This is a genomic window from Aequorivita flava (genome assembly GCF_038742595.1).
Classification (GTDB): Bacteria; Bacteroidota; Bacteroidia; order Flavobacteriales; family Flavobacteriaceae; genus Aequorivita; species Aequorivita marisscotiae.
The window spans coordinates 1-23779 of the sequence record NZ_JBANCF010000013.1 but is presented as its reverse complement, the minus strand read 5'-3'; the positions used below and the strand labels follow the sequence as shown (position 1 = coordinate 23779).

At 38.4% G+C, this 23779-nt stretch carries 20 protein-coding genes; 5 read left to right on the top strand and 15 right to left on the bottom strand.

Going from position 1 to position 23779, the window contains the following annotated elements; genetic code table 11:
• Window positions 1-80: 80 nt before the first annotated feature.
• From VZD24_RS13100 to VZD24_RS13050, 11 genes are all read right to left on the bottom strand, one after another.
• Window positions 81-233, bottom strand: coding sequence for a DUF4295 domain-containing protein (locus VZD24_RS13100; protein WP_279447318.1), 153 nt, complete (start codon window positions 231-233; stop codon window positions 81-83).
• Window positions 234-241: 8 nt separating this feature from the next.
• Window positions 242-424, bottom strand: a complete 183-nt coding sequence (gene rpmG, locus VZD24_RS13095; protein ID WP_081211513.1) for a 50S ribosomal protein L33 — start codon at window positions 422-424, stop codon at window positions 242-244.
• 27 nt (window positions 425-451) lie between these two features.
• The gene (gene rpmB / locus VZD24_RS13090; protein WP_014782807.1) at window positions 452-691 is read right to left on the bottom strand and encodes a 50S ribosomal protein L28; all 240 of its coding nucleotides are present in this window, start codon (window positions 689-691) and stop codon (window positions 452-454) included.
• Window positions 692-768: 77 nt separating this feature from the next.
• Complete coding sequence (locus VZD24_RS13085) at window positions 769-2016, bottom strand: competence/damage-inducible protein A (RefSeq protein WP_342687874.1); 1248 nt, start codon at window positions 2014-2016, stop codon at window positions 769-771.
• A gap of 1 nt (window position 2017) precedes the next feature.
• Entirely contained in the window at window positions 2018-2359 is a 342-nt protein-coding gene (locus VZD24_RS13080) for an Hpt domain-containing protein (RefSeq protein ID WP_279447312.1), read from the bottom strand.
• Between the two features lies 1 nt (window position 2360).
• Window positions 2361-2972 carry a fumarylacetoacetate hydrolase family protein gene (locus VZD24_RS13075; protein ID WP_342687873.1) on the bottom strand — a complete coding sequence of 204 codons (612 nt, stop codon included), beginning with the start codon at window positions 2970-2972 and terminating at the stop codon, window positions 2361-2363.
• A 7-nt stretch (window positions 2973-2979) separates the two neighbouring features.
• Entirely contained in the window at window positions 2980-3753 is a 774-nt protein-coding gene (locus tag VZD24_RS13070) for an exonuclease domain-containing protein (protein WP_342687872.1), read from the bottom strand.
• 113 nt (window positions 3754-3866) lie between these two features.
• The gene (locus tag VZD24_RS13065; RefSeq protein WP_342687871.1) at window positions 3867-5171 is read right to left on the bottom strand and encodes a dihydrolipoamide acetyltransferase family protein; all 1305 of its coding nucleotides are present in this window, start codon (window positions 5169-5171) and stop codon (window positions 3867-3869) included.
• A 98-nt stretch (window positions 5172-5269) separates the two neighbouring features.
• The gene (locus VZD24_RS13060) at window positions 5270-6391 is read right to left on the bottom strand and encodes a glycosyltransferase family 2 protein (protein WP_342687870.1); all 1122 of its coding nucleotides are present in this window, start codon (window positions 6389-6391) and stop codon (window positions 5270-5272) included.
• Window positions 6392-6393: 2 nt separating this feature from the next.
• Complete coding sequence (gene recR / locus VZD24_RS13055; protein ID WP_279447306.1) at window positions 6394-7014, bottom strand: recombination mediator RecR; 621 nt, start codon at window positions 7012-7014, stop codon at window positions 6394-6396.
• An 85-nt stretch (window positions 7015-7099) separates the two neighbouring features.
• Entirely contained in the window at window positions 7100-9589 is a 2490-nt protein-coding gene (locus tag VZD24_RS13050; protein ID WP_342687869.1) for a T9SS type A sorting domain-containing protein, read from the bottom strand.
• A gap of 134 nt (window positions 9590-9723) precedes the next feature.
• Between VZD24_RS13050 and VZD24_RS13045 the strand changes: the two genes are divergently transcribed.
• Window positions 9724-11172 (top strand): sodium:solute symporter, encoded by a 1449-nt coding sequence (locus tag VZD24_RS13045; RefSeq protein ID WP_342687868.1) that lies wholly within the window; start codon window positions 9724-9726, stop codon window positions 11170-11172.
• Here the strand turns inward: VZD24_RS13045 and VZD24_RS13040 are convergent.
• Window positions 11143-11502 carry a CoA-binding protein gene (locus VZD24_RS13040; RefSeq protein WP_279447303.1) on the bottom strand — a complete coding sequence of 120 codons (360 nt, stop codon included), beginning with the start codon at window positions 11500-11502 and terminating at the stop codon, window positions 11143-11145. The genes VZD24_RS13045 and VZD24_RS13040 overlap by 30 nt on opposite strands.
• 371 nt (window positions 11503-11873) lie before the next feature.
• Here VZD24_RS13040 and VZD24_RS13035 point away from each other — a divergent pair, with 371 nt between their 5' ends.
• Window positions 11874-14312, top strand: a complete 2439-nt coding sequence (locus VZD24_RS13035; RefSeq protein WP_342687866.1) for a TonB-dependent receptor — start codon at window positions 11874-11876, stop codon at window positions 14310-14312.
• A gap of 198 nt (window positions 14313-14510) precedes the next feature.
• On the opposite strand, the gene VZD24_RS13030 is transcribed toward VZD24_RS13035, so the two are convergent.
• The gene (locus VZD24_RS13030; protein WP_279447300.1) at window positions 14511-15518 is read right to left on the bottom strand and encodes a 3-oxoacyl-ACP synthase III family protein; all 1008 of its coding nucleotides are present in this window, start codon (window positions 15516-15518) and stop codon (window positions 14511-14513) included.
• Between the two features lie 137 nt (window positions 15519-15655).
• Here VZD24_RS13030 and VZD24_RS13025 point away from each other — a divergent pair, with 137 nt between their 5' ends.
• Complete coding sequence (locus VZD24_RS13025; RefSeq protein WP_342687865.1) at window positions 15656-18109, top strand: alpha/beta hydrolase family protein; 2454 nt, start codon at window positions 15656-15658, stop codon at window positions 18107-18109.
• Between the two features lie 175 nt (window positions 18110-18284).
• Here the strand turns inward: VZD24_RS13025 and VZD24_RS13020 are convergent, their stop codons facing one another.
• Window positions 18285-19592, bottom strand: coding sequence for an ABC1 kinase family protein (locus VZD24_RS13020; protein ID WP_342687864.1), 1308 nt, complete (start codon window positions 19590-19592; stop codon window positions 18285-18287).
• Entirely contained in the window at window positions 19592-20278 is a 687-nt protein-coding gene (locus VZD24_RS13015) for a TetR/AcrR family transcriptional regulator (RefSeq protein WP_342687863.1), read from the bottom strand. The genes VZD24_RS13020 and VZD24_RS13015 overlap by 1 nt, the downstream gene beginning before the upstream one ends.
• Window positions 20279-20498: 220 nt before the next feature.
• Here VZD24_RS13015 and htpG point away from each other — a divergent pair, with 220 nt between their 5' ends.
• Complete coding sequence (gene htpG / locus VZD24_RS13010; RefSeq protein WP_342687862.1) at window positions 20499-22391, top strand: molecular chaperone HtpG; 1893 nt, start codon at window positions 20499-20501, stop codon at window positions 22389-22391.
• A gap of 190 nt (window positions 22392-22581) precedes the next feature.
• Window positions 22582-23779 (top strand): proprotein convertase P-domain-containing protein (locus VZD24_RS13005; RefSeq protein ID WP_342687861.1); only part of this gene is annotated, 1198 nt, incomplete at its 3' end.

Genomic DNA, 23779 nt, shown 5'->3' with positions numbered 1-23779 from the left:
AAAGTTATTTTTTTGAGATGGTAAAAATACGAAAAGCCACCTTCGCAAAAAAGTGGCTTTTCTTCAATATTTTAAGCTGGTTACTTTTTGTTCAACCAGTCGTTTACCAATTCTGGAGCCATAATAGCTTCAGTAAATGTATATGCCCCCGATTTTGGCGACTTAACCATTTTAATTGCTTTGGTTAAACGCTTTGATCCTGTTTGTAACGATGCTACTGATTTCTTTGCCATGACTTATATTATTTAATCTCTTTATGAACCGTCATTTTCTTTAAAATAGGGTTGAATTTCTTCAACTCCATTCTGTCCGGTGTATTCTTTTTGTTTTTGGTAGTGATGTAACGAGAAGTTCCTGGTTGTCCAGATTCCTTGTGCTCAGTGCACTCCAAAATTACTTGTACTCTATTTCCTTTTTTAGCCATTGTAACAGACTTTATTGATTATTGCAATTATTTTGTTAAAAAGCCTTTTTCGCGAGCTTCTTTCATAACCGCAGAAATACCTTTTTTATTGATGTCTTTTATAGCAGAAGCCGAAACACGAAGGGTAACCCACTTGTCCTCCTCTGGGATATAAAAGCGCTTTTTTAGCAAGTTTACATCAAACTTACGTTTGGTTTTATTCATTGCGTGCGACACGTTATTTCCAACCATCGCTTTCTTTCCGGTAAGTTCACAAACTCTTGACATTCCTTAACCTTTTTAAGTTATTTTTAAAACAGGGTGCAAATTTAAGTAATTCTTTTGGGATGTACAACAAAAGAAATTTAGTTTTTTAAAATTTCTTTTAGGAGCATCTCCAAAGCTTTATTGGTGGTCTTTTCTATAACGCGAAAACGGTCCTGCCCAAAACTGAATTTTTCTGAGGTAATTCCGCTAGGCGCAGCAATAGCAATACATACCGTGCCTACTTCATCATTACCATCGCCTTTGGTTGGGCCCGCAATTCCTGTAGTTGCAATTGCGTAATCCGATTCAAAAAGCACACAACATCGCTTTGCCATTTCTTCGGCCACTGGGATACTAACCACATTATACGTTTCAATTATGTTTTTCGGAACCCCCAGAATCTTGGTTTTTAAATTAGTATCATAAGGAATTATGCCGCCCATAAATGCATTGGATGCTCCGGCAGACTGAATTATTTCAGAAGCAATTCTACCTCCAGTACAACTTTCGGCAACACTGTAACTCATTCCTTTTTCACTTAAAATTTTTCCGATTAATTCTACCATGGAAGTTTCATTCTCAAACCCCACGGCAATATCTGAAAGCATTTGGCTTAAAACCTCCATTTGGGAATCTACGGTTTCCTTTAGCGCAACTTCATCGTTTCCTGTAGAAGAAAGTCGCAATCGCACTTTCCCTAAGGAGGGCAGATAGGCGAGCTTAATTGTTTCGGGCAGATTGTTTTCCCACGCGGCGATGCGCTCTGCAATGGCACTTTCGCCCAAACCATAGGTTAAAAGGGTTTTGTGGTAAATATGTGGCCTGTTAAAACGCTTAATAATACGTGGCAAAACCTCTTGCTGCATTAGGTGTTTCATTTCGTAGGGCACTCCGGGCAAGGAAACAAAAACCACATCGTCTTTCTCCATCCACATTCCGGGTGCCGTACCAAACGCATTCATTAAAATGGTAGCTTTAGACGGAACCATTGCTTGTTGAAAATTGGCCGGCAAGGGTTTGTTGAGCTGATATTTCTTGAAAAGTTGTGCCACGTTTTCAATAACGCGTTTATCTTCGACTAAAACATCATTAAAAAAATCGCAGAAAGTTTGTTTGGTAATATCGTCTTTGGTGGGGCCTAAACCGCCCGTAATTATTACGAGATCGGCGTGTTTTTTGGCGTCCTCGAAAGCCTGTAGAATATGGAGACGGTCGTCTTGAACCGAAGTAATTTGATAGACCTTTACCCCTACTTTATTCAGCTCTTTTGAAATATAGGCCGAATTGGTATCAATAATTTGACCGATGAGAATTTCATCGCCTATGGTAATAATTTCTGCAAGCATGTTATAAATCGAAGTCTTTCTTCAACTCCTCAAAAACATTATCTAATGTAGTTAGCACGTTTTCTAAATGCGGAATTACACTGGCTTTATTTTTAGAGGTTTTAGACCAAGCTTCAATGCTTGTAATATCCTTAAGCGCATCTATGCCGAACATCTCAATATTCGGCTTCATTTTGTGTGCAAATTGATAGGCTAAATCTCTATTTTCATTTTCGATGGCTTCTTTCATAGAATATAAATCCGGTGGGATTTCATCTAAAAATGTCTGTGCCAATACCTGTAAAAAATCTGGATCGCCATCGGCGATTTCGTTTAGATTCTCTCTTTCATAATATTTTGTCATACTATTTTACTTTTATTGAAAACATTTCTGTTTCACTTATATATCCCGTCAATACATCGTTTGCTTCAACCTTACCTACTCCAGCGGGAGTTCCTGTAAAGATAACGTCTCCAATTTTTAAGGTAAAATATTTCGAAATATATTCGATTAACGCATCAATTTTCCACATCATTAACATAGAATTGCCCTTTTGAACCGTTATTCCGTTGCGTTTCAGGCTAAAATCAATGTTATTCAGGTCGTTAAATTTTTCTTTTTTTATAAAATTTCCAATAACCGCAGCGCCGTCAAATGCTTTGGCTTTTTCCCACGGCAGACCTTTTTCCTTTAATTGAAGCTGTAAGTCTCTGGCTGTAAAATCTATACCCAATCCAATTTCGTCATAGTATTTATGCGCGAATTTTTTATCGATATGTTTTCCAATTTTATTGATTCGCACTAGCAATTCTACTTCGTGCTGCACGTTGTCTGAAAAATCTGGAATAAAGAACGGCTGCTTCTTTAATAATATTGCCGTATCGGGTTTTAAAAAGATAATTGGCTCGGTGGGTTTGGCGTTATCGAGCTCTTTTATATGATCGGCGTAATTGCGACCAATGCAGATTATTTTCATATAGCTGCTAAAATTTTGTATTTAAGGTATTCAATCTAATACGGGTTAAAACCTGTTTTGTGTACAAGGGGAAGTCTGCATTTAACAGCCACCCAAAATATCCGGAATCTTTTTCCAAAACTTCGGTAACCAAGTTTCCCTTGTATTTTCCGAAGGAAAAAACCTCAACGCCATCGTCGTTATAACTAATAAAGCCAGCAAAGTCTGCGTGATCCCGATGCGAACTAAAGTCTGCCAAAAAACCGATATCATTTTTTAGCTCGTCGTATTTTTCCAGTTGTGCCTTTAATACTTCATAGGTTGCGTGGGTATCGGCAGCCGCACTGTGGGCATCGGTTAAATCTTTATTGCAGTAGTATTTATAAGCCGCTTCTAACGTGCGTTTCTCCATTTTATGAAAGATGGTCTGCACATCTACAGATAGTGCTTTTTTCATATCAAAATCTATTTCGGAGCGCAGCAGTTCTTCGGCCAACAGTGGGATATCAAAACGATTGGAATTAAACCCGCCCAAATCGCTATCTTTAATCAGGGCATAAACTTTTGGTGCAAGCTCTTTAAATGTGGGTTCATTTGCCACCATTTTATCTGTAATGCCATGTATTGCTGAAGATTCTGCGGGAATTGGCATTTCAGGATTTACGCGCCAGGTGTGGCTTTCCTTATTTCCGTTTGGGTAAATTTTTAAGATGGCTATTTCTACTATTCTATCGGAAGCTACGTTAATTCCCGTAGTTTCAAGATCGAAAAAGCAGATTGGTTTTTTTAAGTTGAGCTCCATTATTGTATTTTAAAAAAAGGTAAATATACCGCTTATTAAACCTTAGAAAAAAGATAAAAACCAAAAAGGGGATTTTGACAACAAAACCCCCTTACACAGTATTTTACAGTATATTAAATTTCTCTATTAAGGTCCCAGTCTTCTAAATAATCGGCTACGCGTTTTACAAATTGTCCGCCTAAAGCACCATTTACAACGCGATGGTCATAACTGTGCGATAGAAACATTTTATATCGAATACCAATAAAATCGCCTTCCGGGGTTTCAATTACCGCCGGAACTTTTCTAATAGCGCCCAGGGCCAAAATACCCACTTGCGGCTGGTTTATAATTGGTGTGCCCATAATGCTACCAAAAGTTCCCACATTTGTAACAGTATAGGTACCTCCTTGAATATCGTCTGGCTTTAATTTATTTTCGCGAGCGCGATTAGCGAGATCGTTTACGGCTTTGCTCATACCAAGTAAATTTAACTGATCTGCATTTTTAATTACAGGTACAATTAAATTTCCGTCAGGAAGCGCTGCCGCCATTCCTAAGTTTATATTTTTTCGTTTTATGATGTTGTTGCCATCTACTGCAATATTCATCATCGGAAAGTCTTTTAGGGCTTTTGCCACTGCTTCCATGAATATAGGTGTAAAAGTTAGGTTTTCACCCTCGCGCTTAGCAAATGCGCCTTTTACTTTATTTCTCCAATTCCAAACATTGGTTACATCGCACTCTACAAAGGATTGTACGTGAGCTGAAGTTTGGGTACTTTCTATCATATGATGGGCTATAAGTTTGCCCATTCTAGTCATTTCAACAACTTCATCGTTACCATTAACAGATACCGGAGTTTTTGGTTTTGCAGGCTCCTGCTTTTGCGTTTCCGTAGTTTTAGACGGTTCTGCCTCTGTTTTTACTGCAGATCTATTTTTTACATATGCTAAAATATCGTCTTTGGTTACCCGTCCGTCTTTTCCGGTACCGGAGATTGCATCAAGTTCATCCTGCGAAATCCCTTCGGCTGATGCAATATTTTTTACCAAAGGAGAATAAAAGCGATCGCCTGTATTTTCAATCGGGGCTTTTACCGTTTCTTTAGCAGTTTCTACTTGTTTTTCAACTTGGTTAACTACTTCTGGAGAAGGCTTGGTTTCTGCAGCAGGCGTATCTGTTTTGGCGCTGCTACCTTCGGTTTCAATTATGGCGATGGTCTGGCCTACCTGTACCACATCATCAACGTTAAAGAGCTTTTCAACTAAAACCCCATCTACCTCACTTGGCACTTCACTATCTACCTTATCGGTTGCAATTTCAAGCACTGCCTCATCTGCCTCTATAGTATCTCCTACTTCCTTTAGCCAGTTGGTTAAGGTTGCTTCTGCAACACTTTCGCCCATTTTGGGCAATTTCAATTCAAATTTTGCCATAATATTTTTTCAATGTTTTATTTTGGACGCACCCGCGTGCCTATTTTAAAAACGTTGCAAAATTAGTTAAAATTTGCTCGATTAAGGTTTCAATTTTCTTAAAAAAGTACTACCCCGCCCTTTTCGTCGCTTTGGTCGCTGCCTATTATAAAATTACATCCAGCTGGCCGAATACGAAAAAGGTTGTTCTTTCCTTTTAACTGTTTCATGATTTTGAAAATTTCACGGTATGAAATATAGTCAACATCAAAAACCAACAAGCTGTTTTCGAGCTCAATACGCGGATGCATGTTTTTTGAAACCATCTGAAATACGGTTACAGTGCTGGCAGAAAGTTTTTCCAATAGCTCGATATTTTCAGTAAAAAAATAATTTCGCTCCAAGGTTGGAAGCGGTTTGGTTTTAGCTACTGGGGAAAGCTTTCTGACGGTTTTTGCCAAGGCCACACCTGCTGCTACGGAACCCTCTAACAGAAAATTTTTATTAAAATGCTTCCTGTAAAAAATCTGCATAGCGCCATAAAAGCGTTTAAAATACGCATCGTCTATTTTGGTGCTTTCGCCTTTGTAGTGTAAGACGGTGGTGTTTCCGAGATAGTGATTTTTATAACCCGCTTTGGTAATTTTATAAGACAAATCTATGTCTTCACCGTACATAAAATAATCTTCGTCAAAGCCTCCCACCTCATCGTAAATATTCTTTTTAATAAGCATAAAAGCGCCTACCAATACGCCTACTTCGCCCTGTTCAGTTTCGGAAAGCTGTTTGGCGTAATATTTTTGGGGAAAGCCTGTAAGTTTTAAAAGGGAGACTTTTGGGGTGGGCAGATTGCGTTTGCTCTCGGGAAGATAATTTCCCGTGCCATCCATTAAATATACTCCCAAAGCCCCAATATTAGTAATGCTTTCGGCGTATTTTAATGTATTGACAAAAGTATCTTCAGACACTGCAGTATCTGGATTTAAAATACAAATGTATTCGCCTTGTGCTACAGCCACAGCTTGGTTGTTCGCTTTACTAAAACCAACGTTTTCGCTATTTTCAATTAAGATTACCTCTGGAAACAACGTTTTCACCATTTGGCAACTATCATCTTCAGAATCATTGTCTATAACAATAATTTCGGAGTGCAAATTTGCGGTGGCTATTTTAACCGAACGAATGCATTGTTCTAAAAAATAACGAACATTATAATTGAGAATAACAACAGAAAGTTTCAATCTTAGGTGTTTTTTAGTGAGGATTCAAAAGGGATTCTATGCAAGATACTTCTTCCTAAGGTTACTTCATCTGCATATTCAAGTTCATCGCCCACGGCAATTCCGCGTGCAATGGTTGTAGTGGCAATATTATAAGGTTCTATTTGTTTATAAATATAGAAGTTGGTGGTATCGCCTTCCATCGTTGAGCTTAACGCAAAAATAAGTTCGCGAACTTTTCCTGATTTTACTCTTTCAACTAGTGATGGAATGGTTAAATCGCCCGGACCTACCCCGTCCATTGGTGAAATTTTGCCACCCAAAACGTGATAATGTCCGCGGTACTGGCTGGTGTTTTCAATAGCCATAACATCGCGAATGTCTTCCACCACGCAAACTAATTGTTCATCGCGGCGAGGGTTAGCGCAAATTTCGCACAGTTTTGAGTCGCTAATATTATGGCAGTTTTTGCAAAAATTAATTTCCTCCCGCATTTTAACCAAACTACTGGCCAATTTTTGCGATTGCTCGTTGGGTTGTTTTAGTAAGTGCAGTACTAAACGCAAGGCGGTCCGTTTACCGATACCGGGAAGTTGAGACATTTCGTTTACTGCATTTTCAAGAAGTTTTGAAGAAAATTCCATAGCCTAATTCCTGCTGCGAAGTTATAAAAAAAATGCTTCGGAAATAGATGTTTTTCCCGAAGCATTTCTAATATAAAAATGATGTTTATTTTATAAGAAGTTTTTTGGTAACGGTACCCTCTTCACTGTTAATTCGAACAAAATAAGTTCCCGTTGACAGTGTCGAAACATCAACCGAATGTTTTGATGAAATTAACGTTTCAGCTTGATAAATAAGTAGTTTTCCTGAAATATCAAAAACGCGTACTTCAGCATTTAAAGCCTTTGGCAATGCGATGGTAAACTGTGCCGAAGCTGGATTTGGGTACAGGGATACGCTATTTGCAGAAATTCTGTCTTCAACTCCTGCAGTGCCAGCAACCAATGGGGATGCCCATAAGCCTCTTCCGTAAGTTCCTGCGTATATTTTGCCATCTACTTTGTTAATTTCCAGTTCGTTTACGTAAACATTTGGCAATAAATTGCTATAGGGTTGCCAATCTGTAAAGGTGTTATCTATATAATATATTCCGTAATCCATACCCAAGTACAGGCCATCTTCTCCGTTATTATCCCACACCAAGGCAAAAGCACTAAAGTTTGGAAGATTCTTTTTATAGCTTGTCCAAGTATTTCCGCCGTCGTCCGAAACCATAACCTTATTTCCGGAAGCTACTGCTACTGCTACCTTATCTGGATTGGTTGGATGTATAGCAATTGCATTTATTGAACCTCCCGGACTGGTAATCTGCGTCCAATTTGTTGCTCCACCGTCGGTAGTTTTGTATATAAATGCAGCACGAGAAGCATACATTACCTGATTGTTAGATTGTGCAATTTTTAAGTTATTTAAATTAGCGCCGAGGTTTTGGGAAACCGCCGTCCAGCTTGAACCAAAATTGATAGATTTATACACCACATTATAGCCCACATAAATTACATTGTCGTCAATAGGGTCTTGTTCAAAGGGTGTAACCCAGTTTCCAGAACCGCTTCCCGGTTCGTTAAGCCCCGTATATGTATTACCGCCATTACTTGTACGGTACAATTGCCCTCCTTGGGTAGTACCGTAATACAGATTACTATTAGATTTATCTATAAACGATTCCATTCCATCGGCACCCAACCAGTCTTTCCAACCATTTACTGCGGTATATGCCGAAGTACCGTTATCTTGAGAACCTCCGGATACAATTACGTCTGCTGTTTGAGAAACACCTATTTTATAAAATTGACGGATTCCAAGACCTTCGGTTAAATCTTCGTAGTAATTGGCAGTAACCGTTACCGTATTAGCGGCTTTAAAAACGCCACCATCGGTAACTGCGAATAATGCGGTACCATAAAATTGAAGATCATCTACATCGGCGTGGCAATATCCTATATTTTGTGAAGCGGCGTTTCCAGGAATCCAATCTGAGGTACAGGAAAAATTAACGCCTCCATTCATAGATCGCCAAGTAAGAATACCCGCAATATGAACTTCGTTTACATCTGTTGGGTTTACTGCAATAGCCATGTCTCGAGGAGCCTGCCCGCTATTATCATTTCCACTGGTGCTATAACCAAAGAAATTGAGTCCGCCGTGATTAAGTTTCGTAAAATTATCGCCACTATCGCTAGAGGTATAAAATCCTCCAAATTTACCGCCGGCAGCTTCTAAAACATATACCACACTTGGATCTGCATCAGAAACACCAATCATTTTTGCGCCACTAGAGAAACCACTTATAGTTGTAAAAGTAGCCCCACCGTCTGTAGATTTATGAAAACCACTTCCGGAGGCGTAAACCACCGATAGGTCGCCGGGTTTAAATTCTACATCGTAGCCTCTGTTATCTGTAGCGGGTTTTATCCAAGTAACGCCACCATTTACAGAACGATAAATACCTGCATTGTCTGCAGTAGCAAACATTATATCGGAATTTGTAGGATGAATTAATATTTTGTTTACAATACTGTTGCCAATGGTCCCTAAGAGTGTCCATGTGGCTCCGGCATCTGTAGATTTAAAAATATTTCCATTGGTTGATCCAAAGAAATAAGTATTGGAATCTGCAGGGTCTATAGCTACCGAATAGACCGAAAGATTAGAGAAATAATCGCATAGGGGCGTCCATGTTTGGGCGCCATCTGTAGTTTTCCACACCCCGCCGGTATTCGCACCAACTATCATATGGTTTGCATCGGCCAAATCTATTGCGAGCCCAGTAATTCTACCTACGCCCGGATTCCAGCTTGAGGTTGCATTCATATAATCAGGACCTAATTCTTCCCAGTTATCGGTAAGAACACCTCTATTTGCTGAAGTTTCATTTAAATATGCGTTCCATTGCTGCAATTCGTCTAAACGCTCTTGTGTAGTAGGGAGAAATCCATTTTCCTTGACTCTTCGCAAGGCGTTGTATTCCCAGCGCTTAAATTGTTTGTAGCCAGATCCTCTGCCTTTGTCTTTATCGGCGAAGTAGGTTTCGGCACTGTCAATAATATCCTGTACTTTATAGGTACCTGCGTCAATCATGTGAAGGTATTCTTGCGCTTGACTGGTAAAAGAACCAAAAAGCAATACCGTAAGAAGAAGTAATTTAAACCGCATATAATTAATTTTTAAGGTGTTACGAGTAATTTGTTTCAAAGTTTCCAAAAGTATTAAAAATAAAAATGGTGGGGAAATCAAACTTTGTATTTTTACGCCGAAAAGCAAACCTAAAAAATTACAACTAACATTCCATGCAACCGCTACATATTCTGCTCCTTATTCTTGGTTACTTTATAGTTTTAATACTTATTTCCTATTTTACAAATAAGGGTGGCAGCAATGCAGATTTCTTTAAAGCTGGGAAACAATCGCCATGGTATTTGGTAGCTTTTGGTATGATTGGTGCCTCGCTGAGCGGGGTAACATTTATCTCAGTTCCGGGCTGGGTAGAAGCTTCAAAATTTAGTTATTTTCAAGTAGTGTTGGGGTATGTTGTAGGCTATGCAGTTATTGGCACGGTATTACTTCCGCTGTATTATCGTTTAAATCTTACTTCTATTTATACGTATTTAGAAGGACGATTTGGAAATGCTTCGTATAAAACAGGTGCCAGTTTCTTTTTGCTTTCAAGAGTTGTTGGCGCAAGCTTTAGATTATACTTGGTTGCAGTAGTGTTGCAAAGTTTAATATTTGACGATTTAAATATTCCTTTTTGGATAACCGTTACCATTACAATCCTGCTTATTTGGCTATATACCTTTAAGAGCGGGATAAAAACAATTGTTTGGACTGATACGCTGCAAACGCTCTTTATGTTAGTTGCCGTGGGGGTGGCGGTATATTATGTGGCAACCGATTTAGGATTGTCCGGCGGTAATCTTTTTACTTTTATTGCAGATAGCGATATGAGCCAGATTTTCTTTTTTGACGATTGGAAATCGGGCGATCATTTTATAAAGCAGTTTATAAGCGGTGCATTTATAGCCATTGTAATGACGGGATTAGACCAAGATATGATGCAAAAAAACCTCACCTGCCGCAATTTAAAGGATGCACAAAAAAACATGTTTTGGTTTACGATTGTGCTTACAATCGTAAATTTTGTTTTTTTAACATTGGGATTGCTTCTAACTGTTTACGCACAGCAAAATGGAATAGACGCCCACAAAGACCAGCTTTTTCCGACGCTCGCCGCCCAGGAAACGCGTTTTGGAATTGGCGTGGCCATTTTGTTTCTCTTAGGATTGGTTGCCGCAGCATACAGTAGTGCCGATAGCGCTTTAACTGCTTTAACAACCTCGTTTAGTATTGATATTATGGATATTGAAAAAAAATACGACGAAAGGAAACAGGTTATTATGCGCAAGCGAATTCATATTTTATTTTCGCTTCTTTTAATTTTGGTAATCATTATATTTAAATATGTTATTGCTGATGATTCTGTAATATCCAAGCTATTTGTGTACGCGGGTTATACATACGGTCCGCTACTCGGGCTATATGCCTATGGCCTATTTACAAAGTGGAATGTTAAAGATAAGTTTGTACCACTTATTGCCATTGCAACGCCTTTTATAGGATATGCCATAAGTGCAATGAGCGCAGCATATTTAAATTTTGAATTTGGTTTTTTTATACTTATTCTAAACGGCGCCCTAACCTTTTTCGGCTTAATATTGATCCGTACCCAAAAGAACTAAAGTACAGGCAACTTCATTTTTAATATTATTTTTTTTGAGGACTTCGTAAAATTCCGGATTTTCAGTTCCAGGGTTAAAAATTACGCGTTCGGGCTTTAATGAAATAATATATTCATAATATTCCGCCTGCCGTTTGGGGTTTAAATAGAGTGTAACGGTGTTAATATCCTTAAACGCTACTTTTTCTGTGGCAATGGCAATTCCGGCTACTATACCCTTTTTTAAGCCTATAGCTTCAACAGGATGTCCGTGATTTACCAATCTGTTAATGGCGAGGTTTGAATAACGGCTGGGATTAAGGCTGGCGCCGAGTACTAATGTTTTCTTCATCTTAAATGTTTTTTATGAAAAATACAATTCTTCTTTCCAAGAAGTCATAAAAGTTCGTTAAAATGAAATTGTTTTGAAACAATTTGCCTTTTTCAACGTCTATATAGTAGATTAATTCTTTACTGCGAAATTTTTACGTTGATGGTTAGTGTTAATAATAGCAGTAAAGATTCAAACCCGGGGCGCTCGCTTCGGGTTTGTTTTTTTTAAAATTTCTTCACTTTAAGTGTAACAGAAAAAAAATTAAATCGTCTTGTATATATAAGCGCGGTAACATTTGCAAAGTTAGTATGTTATACAAGATACTATCTAATGGAAAATACTGTCTTATTTTTTAATAAATCAATCAATAACATCAATCAATCACACAAATGAAAAACATTTTAGTATTAATTGCATTCGTCGTATTCGGTGCGGTCCATGCCGTTAACGACCCAACGGAAAAACCCGGCCACATTTATGGCAGTGTAACAGACAAAATTTTAAACCAACCCCTTCCCTACGTTACTGTTGTAGTAAAAAATTTAAAGGGCGAAATAATTACCGGCGCAGTAACCGATGATACCGGTAAATTTGAAATCCACAAAATACCGGAAGGCCAATGCCAAGTAATGATTCAATATATTGGCTATAAAGTTTTTACAACCGAAATTAACATCACGAAAGGAAATGAATCTATTTATCTTGGCAATATATTGCTGGAGGAAGACATCGCTTCGCTGGACGAGGTAAATATCGTGGCCGAAAGATCTACTATTGAACAACGGTTAGACAAAAAAGTAATAAACGTGGGCAAGGATCTTTCAACCGCTGGGCCTACTGCTTCAGATATTATGAATAACCTGCCCACCGTGAGTATTGACCAACAAACAGGCGAACTTTCTATGCGGGGCAACCAAAATGTGCGGGTCATGGTAGATGGCAAACTTTCAAACATTCCAGTAGCGCAATTGCTAAAGCAGATTCCGTCTTCATCCATAAAGCAAATTGAACTTATTACCAATCCTTCGGCAAAATACAATCCTGAAGGTATGAGCGGATTAATAAATATTATTCTGCATAAAAACGTAAACGTGGGTTTTAACGGCAATGCTTCTGTTGGGCTAACGTATAGGGAAAACGCAAAATTTAATGCGGGTTTGGATATGAATTACAGAAATGGAAAATTTAATTTCTATGCCAACCTTAGCAATAATGTTTCCAAACACGAGAATGACGGACTCATTACCCGATCCCTGAACAACTCAAAAGAAGTGATACATTTTTTGGACGATAGTAAATCCAACCTTTTTAAAGTGGGAATGGATTATTATTTAAATGAAAAAAACACGATATCCTTCTTTACCAATCAAAATTTATACGAAGGAAAAGGCGACGGAAGTTCCACAATTTTTTATTTGGATCAACCATCTCTCAACCAACAACAATTATTCTATTATGCCAATGAAAATGTATCATCTCAATATAATTTCGACTATAAAGTAAATTTTGAAAAAGCGGACCACAGTCTTGAGCTAGAGGCAGATTATAATATATTTTCAAATGAAACCATCGGAAAATATAAATTTCGCGGAGCTTCACCTTTAGAAAATTTTTCGGACAATGATGAAACGGACCGCAATCAACTAACTGTGAATCTTGATTATGTAAATCCAATTTCAGAAAGTATAAAAATTGAAGCAGGGGTCGAGGCACGGCTTTTTGAAACCACCATAGATTATGCCTCCAACGGCAAAAGTTACAATGCCAATGGCGAGTTAACAGATACGCCGTCAACGCGCTTTGAATACCTTCGCGACATCTATTCACTTTATGCCACTTTTGGAAAAACCTATGAAAAATGGTCATACCAGCTAGGTGCACGAGTGGAAAACGTTAGCGTAAAAGCCGATACCAACAAAGTGCGTGCCTTCACTAATGATTATTTTCAGGTGTATCCCAGTGCTTTTGTAACGTATTCTCCCAGCGAAAAAAATCAGTACCAACTTAGTTACAGCCGTAGGGTAGATCGTCCGGGACTTGATCAGGTAAATCCCATTCGTGAGTTTAGTACGCCCTTAATTTCTTCTTTCGGAAATATAAACTTGGAGCCTCAGTTTACCAATTCAATAGAGGCCAATTACACCCGTAATTTTGAAATGGGAAGTTTCACTGGCGGATTGTTCTACCGATTGGTGGATAACGAAATAAACCGTGCAATACTCATAGATCGCACAAATTTAGATAGGTCTATTCTTACCTTTCAAAATTTCAGCAGTACCGATTTATACGGAATTGAACTTTCCTCAAACTACAAACCCACAAAATGGTGGAGTTTTAACACCAGTTTTGAGCTATACAAACAAACCCAAAAAGGTATTACCGAAACTTTTGAAAACGCTACGGGAACTCCAACTGTGGACGATATAATAACACAAGTTGTAGAAACAGATAACGTTGCCTGGAATGTTAGAATGTCGAATAATTTTACGGTTACCAAAAACCTTACTTTATCGGCCTTTGGACTTTACCGAGCAAAAAACAAGGGAATTCAGTTTGAATCTGAACCCCTCTATTTTGTGAATTTGGGCGCGCGATATAATTTATGGGAAGGCCGCGGAACTTTTAGTATAAATTATAATGATGTTTTTAATTCCATGAAGTTTGCTTTTAGTGGAAATACACCCTATCCACAGAGCGGGGAATTTAAAAATGAAAGCAATACCATTTATGTAGGATTGGCCTATAGATTCGGAGGAAGTAATTACCGCGCCAAGGGCAGAAAAAACAGAGACGACAACACCTCGTCTGGAGGCGGAGGAATTTTCTAGTCCGTTATTATTTTGTTAAAAAGCCATTCGGGGTGAAACTATTGGCAATATCATTTCGTCTATTATAATACAATACCTAAAATTTCATTTTATAATTTATTTGAATTAGCCTTTAAAAAATTATACCTATTTTTTGGGTAAAACAAAAGCCTTTCAGTTTTGCTGAAAGGCTTTTTTATTTTTTCTGCCGAAGCAATATTACCATCTAATAATAGCACTTCCCCAAGTAAATCCGCTCCCAAAAGCTGCTAAGACCACCAAATTGCCTTCCTTGATTTTTCCTTGTTCCCAAGCTTCGGTTAAAGCAATAGGAATTGAAGCTGCAGTAGTATTTCCGTATTTCTGGATGTTATTAAAAACTTGTTCGTCATTCAATTTTAATTTGTGTTGAATAAATTGCGAAATACGAAGATTGGCCTGATGCGGTATTAACATATCAATATCTTGTACCGCAAGCTTATTTGCTTCCAAGCCTTCCTGGATTACTTCGGCAAAACGAACAATGGCGTGTTTAAAAACAAACTGGCCATTCATCACTGGGTAATAGGGTATGTTTTCTTGTGGGTTTTCTTCAATAATCTGTGGCACCCAATATTCGGTACTCGGACCCTTTAGTGAAAGTTCGTTTTTATATTGCCCTTCGCTGTGAAGATGGGTAGAAAGAATTCCACCTTTTCCCGTTTCATTTCTTGAAACTACAGCAGCTCCGGCACCGTCGCCAAAAATTACCGAAACGTTGCGGCCACGTGTTGAAAAATCTAGGCCACCACTGTGGTTTTCACTTCCAATCACCAAGACATTTTTATACATTCCCGTTTTCACAAATTGATCGGCCACCGACAGGGCATATACAAAACCACTACATTGGTTGCGGACGTCTAAAGCTGGAATGGTGCGCATCCCCATCATTTCCTGTACTTCTACTCCACCGCCCGGAAAATACATATCTGGGCTTAGGGTGGCAAACACAATCATATCTATATCGTTTGGTTGCAGTTGGGCGCGTTCCAAAGCAATAGTAGAAGCTTTTACGGCCATTACCGAAGTAGAATTGCCATCGCCTTTTTTAATATGTCTGCGTTCCTTTATACCCGTGCGTTCTTGAATCCACGCATCATTGGTATCCATTAATTTTGAAAGATCGTCGTTGGTAACCACATTTTCGGGCACGTAAGATCCCAAACCAGTAATTTTTGAAGTGTACATTTATTTCAGTTTAAAATAGTTTGGAAAGATAAACATATACCGCTTTTTAAGGAAACAAATTACAGTTTATATAGTATGCGCGCATAACAAATTATTTCTATTTATTTTGAATATCTTTAGCTCTTAAAAATTTTATCATGAAAAAAACCATTGCGATTATCGTATTCCTTTTTACGTGTGCCAACTTTATAGCACAGGAAAAACTCACCTACCAGAAACCCCCAAAAGAAATTCTTGAACTTGTAGATGCGCCCTTGGCACCTTCGGTTTGGATTGACAGCAATGGTGAAAATGTAGTGCTTTTTTATCGCGATGCCTACAAATCTATTGCCGAACTATCGGAACCAGAATTGCGCCTAGGCGGATTGCGAATAAACCCCAAAACAAATATTGGTAGCCGTACCAGGTTTTACAATAATATAAAAGTAAAAAAAGCTTCGGAAAAAGACGCTCGGAAAGTATCGGGCTTTCCCGAAAACCCTAGACTTTCCAGTTTTACTATTTCACCAGACCAAAAAATGGTCGCATTTTTAAATACAGTAGATGATGGTGTACAACTTTGGTTGGCAGATATTGAAAACGCTACCGCCAAACAGCTTAGTACGTTAAAGATAAATGCAAATATGGGCAACCCTATTAATTGGTTTAAAGATGGCAGTGCGCTACTTGTAAACGTTATCCCCAACGATAGAAAGCAATTAATAAACACCGATGAAGCCGTGCCCGATGGCCCAACCATTACAGTAAGCGATGGCGAAAAGGCGCAAAACAGAACCTATCAGGATTTGCTAAGCAGCCCGAACGACGAATACAACTTTGAGCAATTGGCACGTTCGGAAATAAAGAAGATTTCTACTGCGGGCAAGGTTGAAGATTTTCTTCCGACAGCCATGTACGACGAACTTGATTTTTCGCCCGACGGCAATTATATCATGGTTTCAACAATTAAAAGACCATTTTCCTATATCGTGCCTTATAGCCGTTTTCCTTTTGAAACCAATATTTATAATAACGAAGGCAAACTGATTCAAAAAGTAAACGACGTACCGCTAAACGAAGTAGAACCAAAAGGTTTTATGGCAACCCGAATGGGAAAGCGAAGAATGAATTGGCGCGCAGATAAACCAGCAACCATTTACTGGGCCGAAGCCTTGGATAAAGGTGATCCGGAAGTAAAAGTAGATTTTCGCGATGCCGTATATGAATTGCCAGCTCCCTTTAACGGAAAGGGCAACTTGTTGCTAAAAACAAAAAATCGTTATTCTGGAATTATTTGGGGGAATGATAAGCTCGCCATTGCTTCAGATTATTGGTGGAATGATCGTAATACAAAATCGTATATTTTTAATCCATCAAATGTTTCGAAAACGCCGAAGATTATTTTTGACAGAAATTATCAGGACCGGTACAATGATCCCGGAAATTTTGTAACCACCCGAAACAATTTTGATGAGCGTGTTTTAGAAGTGGTTGAAGGCAATGCCTTTCTTATGGGCGATGGTTTTTCGGACGAGGGACAATTTCCTTTTATAGATGAATTCAACTTAAAAACCCAAAAAACCAAACGCATCTATAAATCTGAATACACCGATAAGCTTGAAAATCTAAATGCTGCAATCGATATGAAGAAAGGGAAAATTCTGGTTCGTATAGAATCGCAGAATGAGTATCCTAATTATTACTTCAGAAATATTAAAAAGAAAAATGATTTAACGCCTGTAACTTCATTTGAAAATCCTTTTAAGAGTATTCAAAATGTTCATAAAGAAGTAATTACCTACAAACGAGATGACGGTTTGGAACTTGAGGGAACCTTATACCTACCAATAGGTTATAACGTAGAAAAGAAAGAAAAAATGCCAATGATTCTTTGGGCGTATCCGCGTGAATTTAAAGACAAAGCCAGTGCGTCGCAAAATACCACAAACCCCAATGAATTTATTTATCCGTATTACGGTTCGCCAATTTATTGGGTAACGCAAGGCTATGTGGTTTTAGACGATGCAGCCTTTCCAATTGTGGGCGAAGGCGATGAAGAACCAAACGATACTTTTAGAACCCAATTGGTGGGCAATGCCAAAGCAGCGATTGATGCCGTTGACAAAATGGGTTATATAGACAGAAACCGCGTGGGCGTTGGCGGACATTCCTACGGCGCGTTTATGGTTGCAAATTTATTGAGCCATTCCAATTTGTTTGCAGCGGGAATTGCACGTAGCGGTGCCTATAACCGCACACTCACGCCATTTGGTTTTCAGAGTGAAGAGCGAAGCTATTGGGATTCTCCCGAAACGTATTACACCATGTCGCCATTTATGCATGCCGATAAAATGAAAACGCCATTATTACTAATTCACGGTGAAGCAGATAATAACTCGGGAACCTATCCGCTGCAAAGCGAGCGCTATTTTAATGCGTTAAAAGGCTTGGGAGCAACAGCCAGACTGGTAATGTTGCCAAAAGAAAGTCACGGGTACAGCGCGAAAGAAAGCGTACTACATGTTTTGTGGGAACAGGACCAATGGTTAGACAAATACGTGAAGAACAAAATGGAAAGTTCCGTAAATGTTTCGGAAGAAATAAAGCAATAACTTTTAACATTAAAAAAAGGGCGCAAAAGATGCGCCCTTCTTAAACAACCTAACCAATTAAATAATAGAATATTTTTACTTTTTCATAGCAATTTAATATTCGATTATTCTCTGTAAAGATACCACACTTTGTTTAGTGTAATTGTTAAAGGATTAAACAAAGTTTTGTTAAAGTTTACAGGTAATTTTTATAATTATTTATTGCCACCTTCGCTCCCAAATCGTTCATTAAATTATAAAGTCCGAAAAAAGTTCTATTTATATATAAGAAATGTTTGGAACCACGATTGCCGTTCATCTTTCTAATTTCAGTATCTTTTGAATATCTATTGCTCAACTCGGCAATTTTTCCAAAGAATTCCTCATCGGCAAAGTTGAACATTTCACTGTGAAAGGGTTGGGTGAAAAGACTTAGCATTTCGTGAAACAATTCTGAAAAAAATTTGGTTTCCTCAGGCGAGTCTTCCTCCTTTAAAATTTCCAAAGCATACATCTTCTCCAAGAAAATTTCAGGATTGTTTATATTTTCAGGTTTGGCCAATTCAAAATACGGCAGGTAGAATTCTTCGGGAACGGTTTTAACACAGCCAAAATCTATCGCAATGAGGTTTGCCTCTTCGTCTACTAAAAAATTTCCGGGGTGCGGATCGGCGTGCACGCGCTTTAATTGGTGCATTTGGAACATATAAAAATCCCACAGCGTCTGCCCTACTTTATCTGCCTTTTCTTTATTGGTATTTGTACTAGTAAATTCCGAAAGATGCTGTCCGGTCATCCAGTCCATGGTAATAATACGTTCGCCGGAAAGTTCTTTGTAATAATTGGGAAACTTTAGATTGGGAATGTTTTTACAAGCATTTGTAATTTCCTTGCTCTGTTCTACTTCCAACAGATAATCGGTTTCTTCCAGCAATTTACCCTCCATTTCCTTAAAGTATTTATCGCTATCCTTACCTTTTATATTAAACATTTTCATTGCAACTGGCTTTACCATTGCCAAATCGCTACTTATACTTTCGGCAACTCCCGGATACTGGATTTTCACCGCCAAGTTTTTACCATCTTTTGTAGCTTTGTGAACCTGGCCAATACTAGCCGCAGCAACAGATTCTGCATTAAAGGTATCATAGAGACTTTCGGGGGTATCGCCAAAATATTTCATAAAAGTCTTGCGCACCAAGGGTGCCGAAAGTGGCGGCACCTGAAATTGCGCCAAGGAAAACTTTTCCACATAGGCTTTTGGCATGATGTTTTTTTCCATACTAAGCATTTGCGCTACTTTTAGTGCGCTGCCTTTTAGGTTTTTTAGCCCGTCGTAAATATCTTCGGCATTGCTTTCGTTTAATTCGTCTTTAGTGGTTTCGGAATTAACGAGTTTTTTACCGTAATACTTTAAATAATTACCGCCTACTTTTACGCCGGTAGTCATTAGTTTTGACGCGCGTTGAATTTTATTAGTGGGAATTTTATCTATCGTCTTCATTAGGCCATTTTTTCTTTCCATAAAAACTTTCCAAAATCAAGCACACTTTCCAATGGTTGGGTATCGAAAACATCAAAAATGGCACGTACCGATTTCTCGATTGCGATATCTGTGTTTTCAAAACCTGTGGAATTATCATCCATCCAATATTTCAATAGAAAAAGGGTTTGTATCCAAGCGCCTTCAGAAAATACGGTTACCGATTGTTTTAAAATTTTCAGCTTTTTATCTTCGTTATTTTCGCGAATTAAATGTGAAGCAAAATGCTTTATTTTTTTACGCAATTCTTTCAATTGGCCTAGGTTTTTCATCATATTTTGATGCTCGCGTAAGGTAACGAGTATGTAACTTCTATTAAGGGTGAGAAGTTCAAAAAAGGTGTAGAAAAAGGTGAGCATTTTTTCTTTATTGCTGTACGTTTCGTACCCTTCATCTCTATTAGCCAGACGAATTGTTTCATCATAAAATGAAGTCCATATTTTTGATTGTAGGGCTTCAAAGGAACCGAAGTTTTTATAAAATTCTGCTTCGGTAAAATTATTTTCCTTGCAGAATTTGAAAACGCTGAGGGGTGGCTTTTCCTTCGTTAATACCGCCTGCATATATGCCGTAATAATCTTTTCAGCTCTAGCATTTTTTTTCGAAGTTGTTTTGTCTGTATTTTCAGAATTGTTCGTTGCCGTCATAATATAATTTATTTAAAAGTGTGGAATAGGTCGTTACACAAATACAAAGATAACACTTGTTTAATCTTATTAAATAAAACTTAAACAGAATGTTGTGTTAAAGTTTGGTAGGAAGTTTTAGTGGGAAGTGACAACGTGGCAGAAATTTCGGCATTGGTATTTTATTTGACTATTAGGTTTTGTTTCAAATTAATAATAATAAGTAATAAATAATAGAAAAATGAGCAAAGGAACTATTAATGTATCGGTGGACAATATTTTCCCACTGATCAAGAAATTTTTGTACAGCGATCACGAAATATTTCTGCGTGAATTAATTTCGAACGCTACCGACGCAACCCTAAAACTGAAGCATTTGGCCAATATTGGCGAAGCCGAAGGGGTAGAATACGGCAATCCGATGATTGAAGTAAAGTTGGACAAAAAGAAGAAACAGCTTCGCATAATAGATCAGGGAATTGGGATGACCAAGGAAGAAGTTGAAAAATACATCAACGAAATTGCTTTTTCTGGCGCCGAGGAATTCATTGAAAAATACAAAGACAAAAACGGAAAGGACGCCGGGATTATCGGGCATTTTGGACTTGGTTTTTATTCGGCTTTTATGGTAGCCAAAAAAGTAGAAATCATTACAAAGAGTTATAAAGACGAGCCCGCAGTGCATTGGGCGTGCGATGGTTCGCCGGAATTTACTATTGAGAAAGCCGATAAAAAGGAAAGAGGGACCGAGATAATTCTGCATATTGCCGATGATTCTACCGAATTTTTGGAAGAAAACCGCATCAGTGAATTATTGGTGAAGTACAATAAGTTTATGCCCATCCCGATTAAATTCGGAACCAAAACGGAAACCCTTCCAAAACCTGAAGGTGCAAAAGAAGAAGACGAAGCGCCTACTCAGGAAGTTGATAATATTATCAACAATCCTAACCCAGCGTGGACCAAGCAGCCCACTGAATTGGAAGATAAGGATTATAATTCATTTTACAGAGAATTGTATCCCATGCAATTCGAGGAGCCACTATTCCACATTCACCTAAATGTTGATTATCCTTTCAATCTTACGGGAATCCTTTATTTCCCGAAGATGACCAACGATATGAGCATTCAAAAGGATAAAATACAGCTCTACCAAAACCAGGTTTTTGTAACCGATAATGTGGAGGGAATTGTTCCTGAATTTTTAACGATGTTACGCGGAGTAATTGACAGTCCGGATATACCGTTAAACGTCTCGCGAAGCTATTTACAGGCCGATGGTGCTGTGAAAAAGATTTCTAGCTACATAACCCGAAAAGTTGGGGATAAGTTGAAAAGTCTTTTCAACAATGACCGCGAAGGCTTTGAAAAGAAATGGAACGACATTAAAATCGTTATTGAATACGGAATGCTGACCGAAGATAAGTTCTTCGAAAAAGCACAGGATTTTGCACTGTACCCAACGGTAAACGATACGTATTTCACTTTTTCAGAATTGAAGGAAAAGATAAAAGATGCGCAGACCGATAAAGATGGTAATCTCGTTATTCTGTATGCTTCAAATAAAGAAGAACAGCACAGCTACATTGAAGCAGCCAAAGAAAAAGGATACGAAGTATTACTTCTGGATTCGCCTATAGTAGCGCACCTACTTCAAAAAGTAGAAAGTAAGGAAGAGAAACTTTCGTTTGTTCGCGTAGATAGCGACCACGTTGAAAACCTTATCAAAAAAGACGATGAGCAGATTTCAAAACTATCTGATGAAGAAAAGGAAAGTTTAAAAACATTCCTTGACGGGGTTATTCCGAAGGAAAAGTTCAGCGTACAATTAGAGGCTATGGACAGCAATGCAAATCCGTTTATTATCACCGAGCCAGAATTTATGCGAAGGATGAAGGATATGCAAAAAACCGGTGGTGGCGGTATGTTTGGAATGGGCGGTTTCCCTGAAATGTACAATTTGATTGTAAACACCAATCACGAATTGGTAGGCGAAATCTTAAATACAAAAACTGAAAAGAAAAAAGAGCGCTTGGTGAATCAGGCTCTGGATTTGGCCAGACTGAGTAAAAATTTGTTAAAAGGTGAAGAGCTTACAGCGTTTATTAAACGAAGTTATGAGATGATTAAATAAGAATATTTCAAGATTATTTAAAAAGCCGTTAATGATAATACATTAGCGGCTTTTTTTGTTTCTGTGAATTACTAATAACTCACCCTTTGGATTAAATTTTTTTAATTATGCATAATTATCTGGTTATTATAGTAATAAATTCAATTAATTAACATACTTTTATGTGTCTAACTATAAATAATTATTAATTATGAAGAAAAATTATCTTGTAAGCGCTGCTCTTAGCTTCTTACTACTTATTATTTTTAACACCAGTTCCTTTGCACAAGGTGACTGTAACGATCTGACCAGTCCGATAGAAACTCAAATTGGACTCTCGGCAGAGCCATCTGGTTTTTTTGTACGATCTGGAACTCAATTGGGCAGAATCTTTAGAGATGCTGTAGCCAGTGCCTGTCCATCAAAAGTATATCCCGGCGATTTCAACACGGCAACAACTTTTAATTACACTGCTATTCGTTTTTATAATTCTGATGTGGCTCCTACCTGTATAACCATCAATTTTGACCCAAATAGTGGCGCGAGTCCCTGCCTTACCAATGGTCATGCGCTAGTTTTCCAAGAACCTGGAGGTGGAAGTACAACTCCATACGATCCGGCGAACCAAGGCACGAATTATTTGGGAGATGTGGGTTCTTCAAACACACAACCATTTTCTGTAACAGTAGAACCAGGTTGGTTTGAAGTGGTAATTACCAATACCAGTTCAGCAGCAAATTGTAGTGTGCAGTTTAGCTTTGCGCCCAATGGCGGCGTTATTAAATGCGACATGCCGGCCGGTGGCCCAATTTCAGCTTGCGGAACCGGTAATCCACAACCTATTCCCGTTACTGGTACTGGTGGCTTTCCATGCGTTGGTGGCCCCACAACCTCACCTGCTGCTGTTACGGCAACAGGTAATATAGGTACAGGATCAGGAGATTACACCTTAGACACAGTAGAGATAAATTTAACCCATTCTTGGGACTCTGACTTAGATATTACACTGATTTCTCCTAATGGAACCACTCTGGATCTATCGAGCGATAATGGAGGCAGTGGAGACAATTATACCAATACTGTATTTATGGACGGCGCTCCCAGTATAACTACAGGATCCGCTCCTTTTACAGGTACGTTTCAAGCTGAAGGCGGTACTTTTGCCGCCACATTTGCTGGAGAACCGATAAATGGAAATTGGACGCTTAGTATCTGTGATGATTCTGGCGGCGACTCAGGAAATCTTTTAAGTTACTGTATTAATTTCACAGAAATAACTATGGTAGGCAATCCACCAACCATAGTGTGTCCTGCAAACATTACGGCTAACAATGACCCTGGAACCTGTGGCGCTGTAGTAAACTTTGCGGGTGTTGCATTTGACGATGAAGATGGCAACATCTCTGGCG

Coding starts and splice junctions, on each gene's coding strand:
- VZD24_RS13100 (WP_279447318.1), bottom strand. CDS start 233: ATGGCAAAGAAATCAGTAGCATCGTTACAAACAGGATCAAAGCGTTTA.
- rpmG (WP_081211513.1), bottom strand. CDS start 424: ATGGCTAAAAAAGGAAATAGAGTACAAGTAATTTTGGAGTGCACTGAG.
- rpmB (WP_014782807.1), bottom strand. CDS start 691: ATGTCAAGAGTTTGTGAACTTACCGGAAAGAAAGCGATGGTTGGAAAT.
- VZD24_RS13085 (WP_342687874.1), bottom strand. CDS start 2,016: ATGCTTGCAGAAATTATTACCATAGGCGATGAAATTCTCATCGGTCAA.
- VZD24_RS13080 (WP_279447312.1), bottom strand. CDS start 2,359: ATGACAAAATATTATGAAAGAGAGAATCTAAACGAAATCGCCGATGGC.
- VZD24_RS13075 (WP_342687873.1), bottom strand. CDS start 2,972: ATGAAAATAATCTGCATTGGTCGCAATTACGCCGATCATATAAAAGAG.
- VZD24_RS13070 (WP_342687872.1), bottom strand. CDS start 3,753: ATGGAGCTCAACTTAAAAAAACCAATCTGCTTTTTCGATCTTGAAACT.
- VZD24_RS13065 (WP_342687871.1), bottom strand. CDS start 5,171: ATGGCAAAATTTGAATTGAAATTGCCCAAAATGGGCGAAAGTGTTGCA.
- recR (WP_279447306.1), bottom strand. CDS start 7,014: ATGGAATTTTCTTCAAAACTTCTTGAAAATGCAGTAAACGAAATGTCT.
- VZD24_RS13050 (WP_342687869.1), bottom strand. CDS start 9,589: ATGCGGTTTAAATTACTTCTTCTTACGGTATTGCTTTTTGGTTCTTTT.
- VZD24_RS13045 (WP_342687868.1), top strand. CDS start 9,724: ATGCAACCGCTACATATTCTGCTCCTTATTCTTGGTTACTTTATAGTT.
- VZD24_RS13040 (WP_279447303.1), bottom strand. CDS start 11,502: ATGAAGAAAACATTAGTACTCGGCGCCAGCCTTAATCCCAGCCGTTAT.
- VZD24_RS13035 (WP_342687866.1), top strand. CDS start 11,874: ATGAAAAACATTTTAGTATTAATTGCATTCGTCGTATTCGGTGCGGTC.
- VZD24_RS13030 (WP_279447300.1), bottom strand. CDS start 15,518: ATGTACACTTCAAAAATTACTGGTTTGGGATCTTACGTGCCCGAAAAT.
- VZD24_RS13025 (WP_342687865.1), top strand. CDS start 15,656: ATGAAAAAAACCATTGCGATTATCGTATTCCTTTTTACGTGTGCCAAC.
- VZD24_RS13020 (WP_342687864.1), bottom strand. CDS start 19,592: ATGAAGACGATAGATAAAATTCCCACTAATAAAATTCAACGCGCGTCA.
- VZD24_RS13015 (WP_342687863.1), bottom strand. CDS start 20,278: ATGACGGCAACGAACAATTCTGAAAATACAGACAAAACAACTTCGAAA.
- htpG (WP_342687862.1), top strand. CDS start 20,499: ATGAGCAAAGGAACTATTAATGTATCGGTGGACAATATTTTCCCACTG.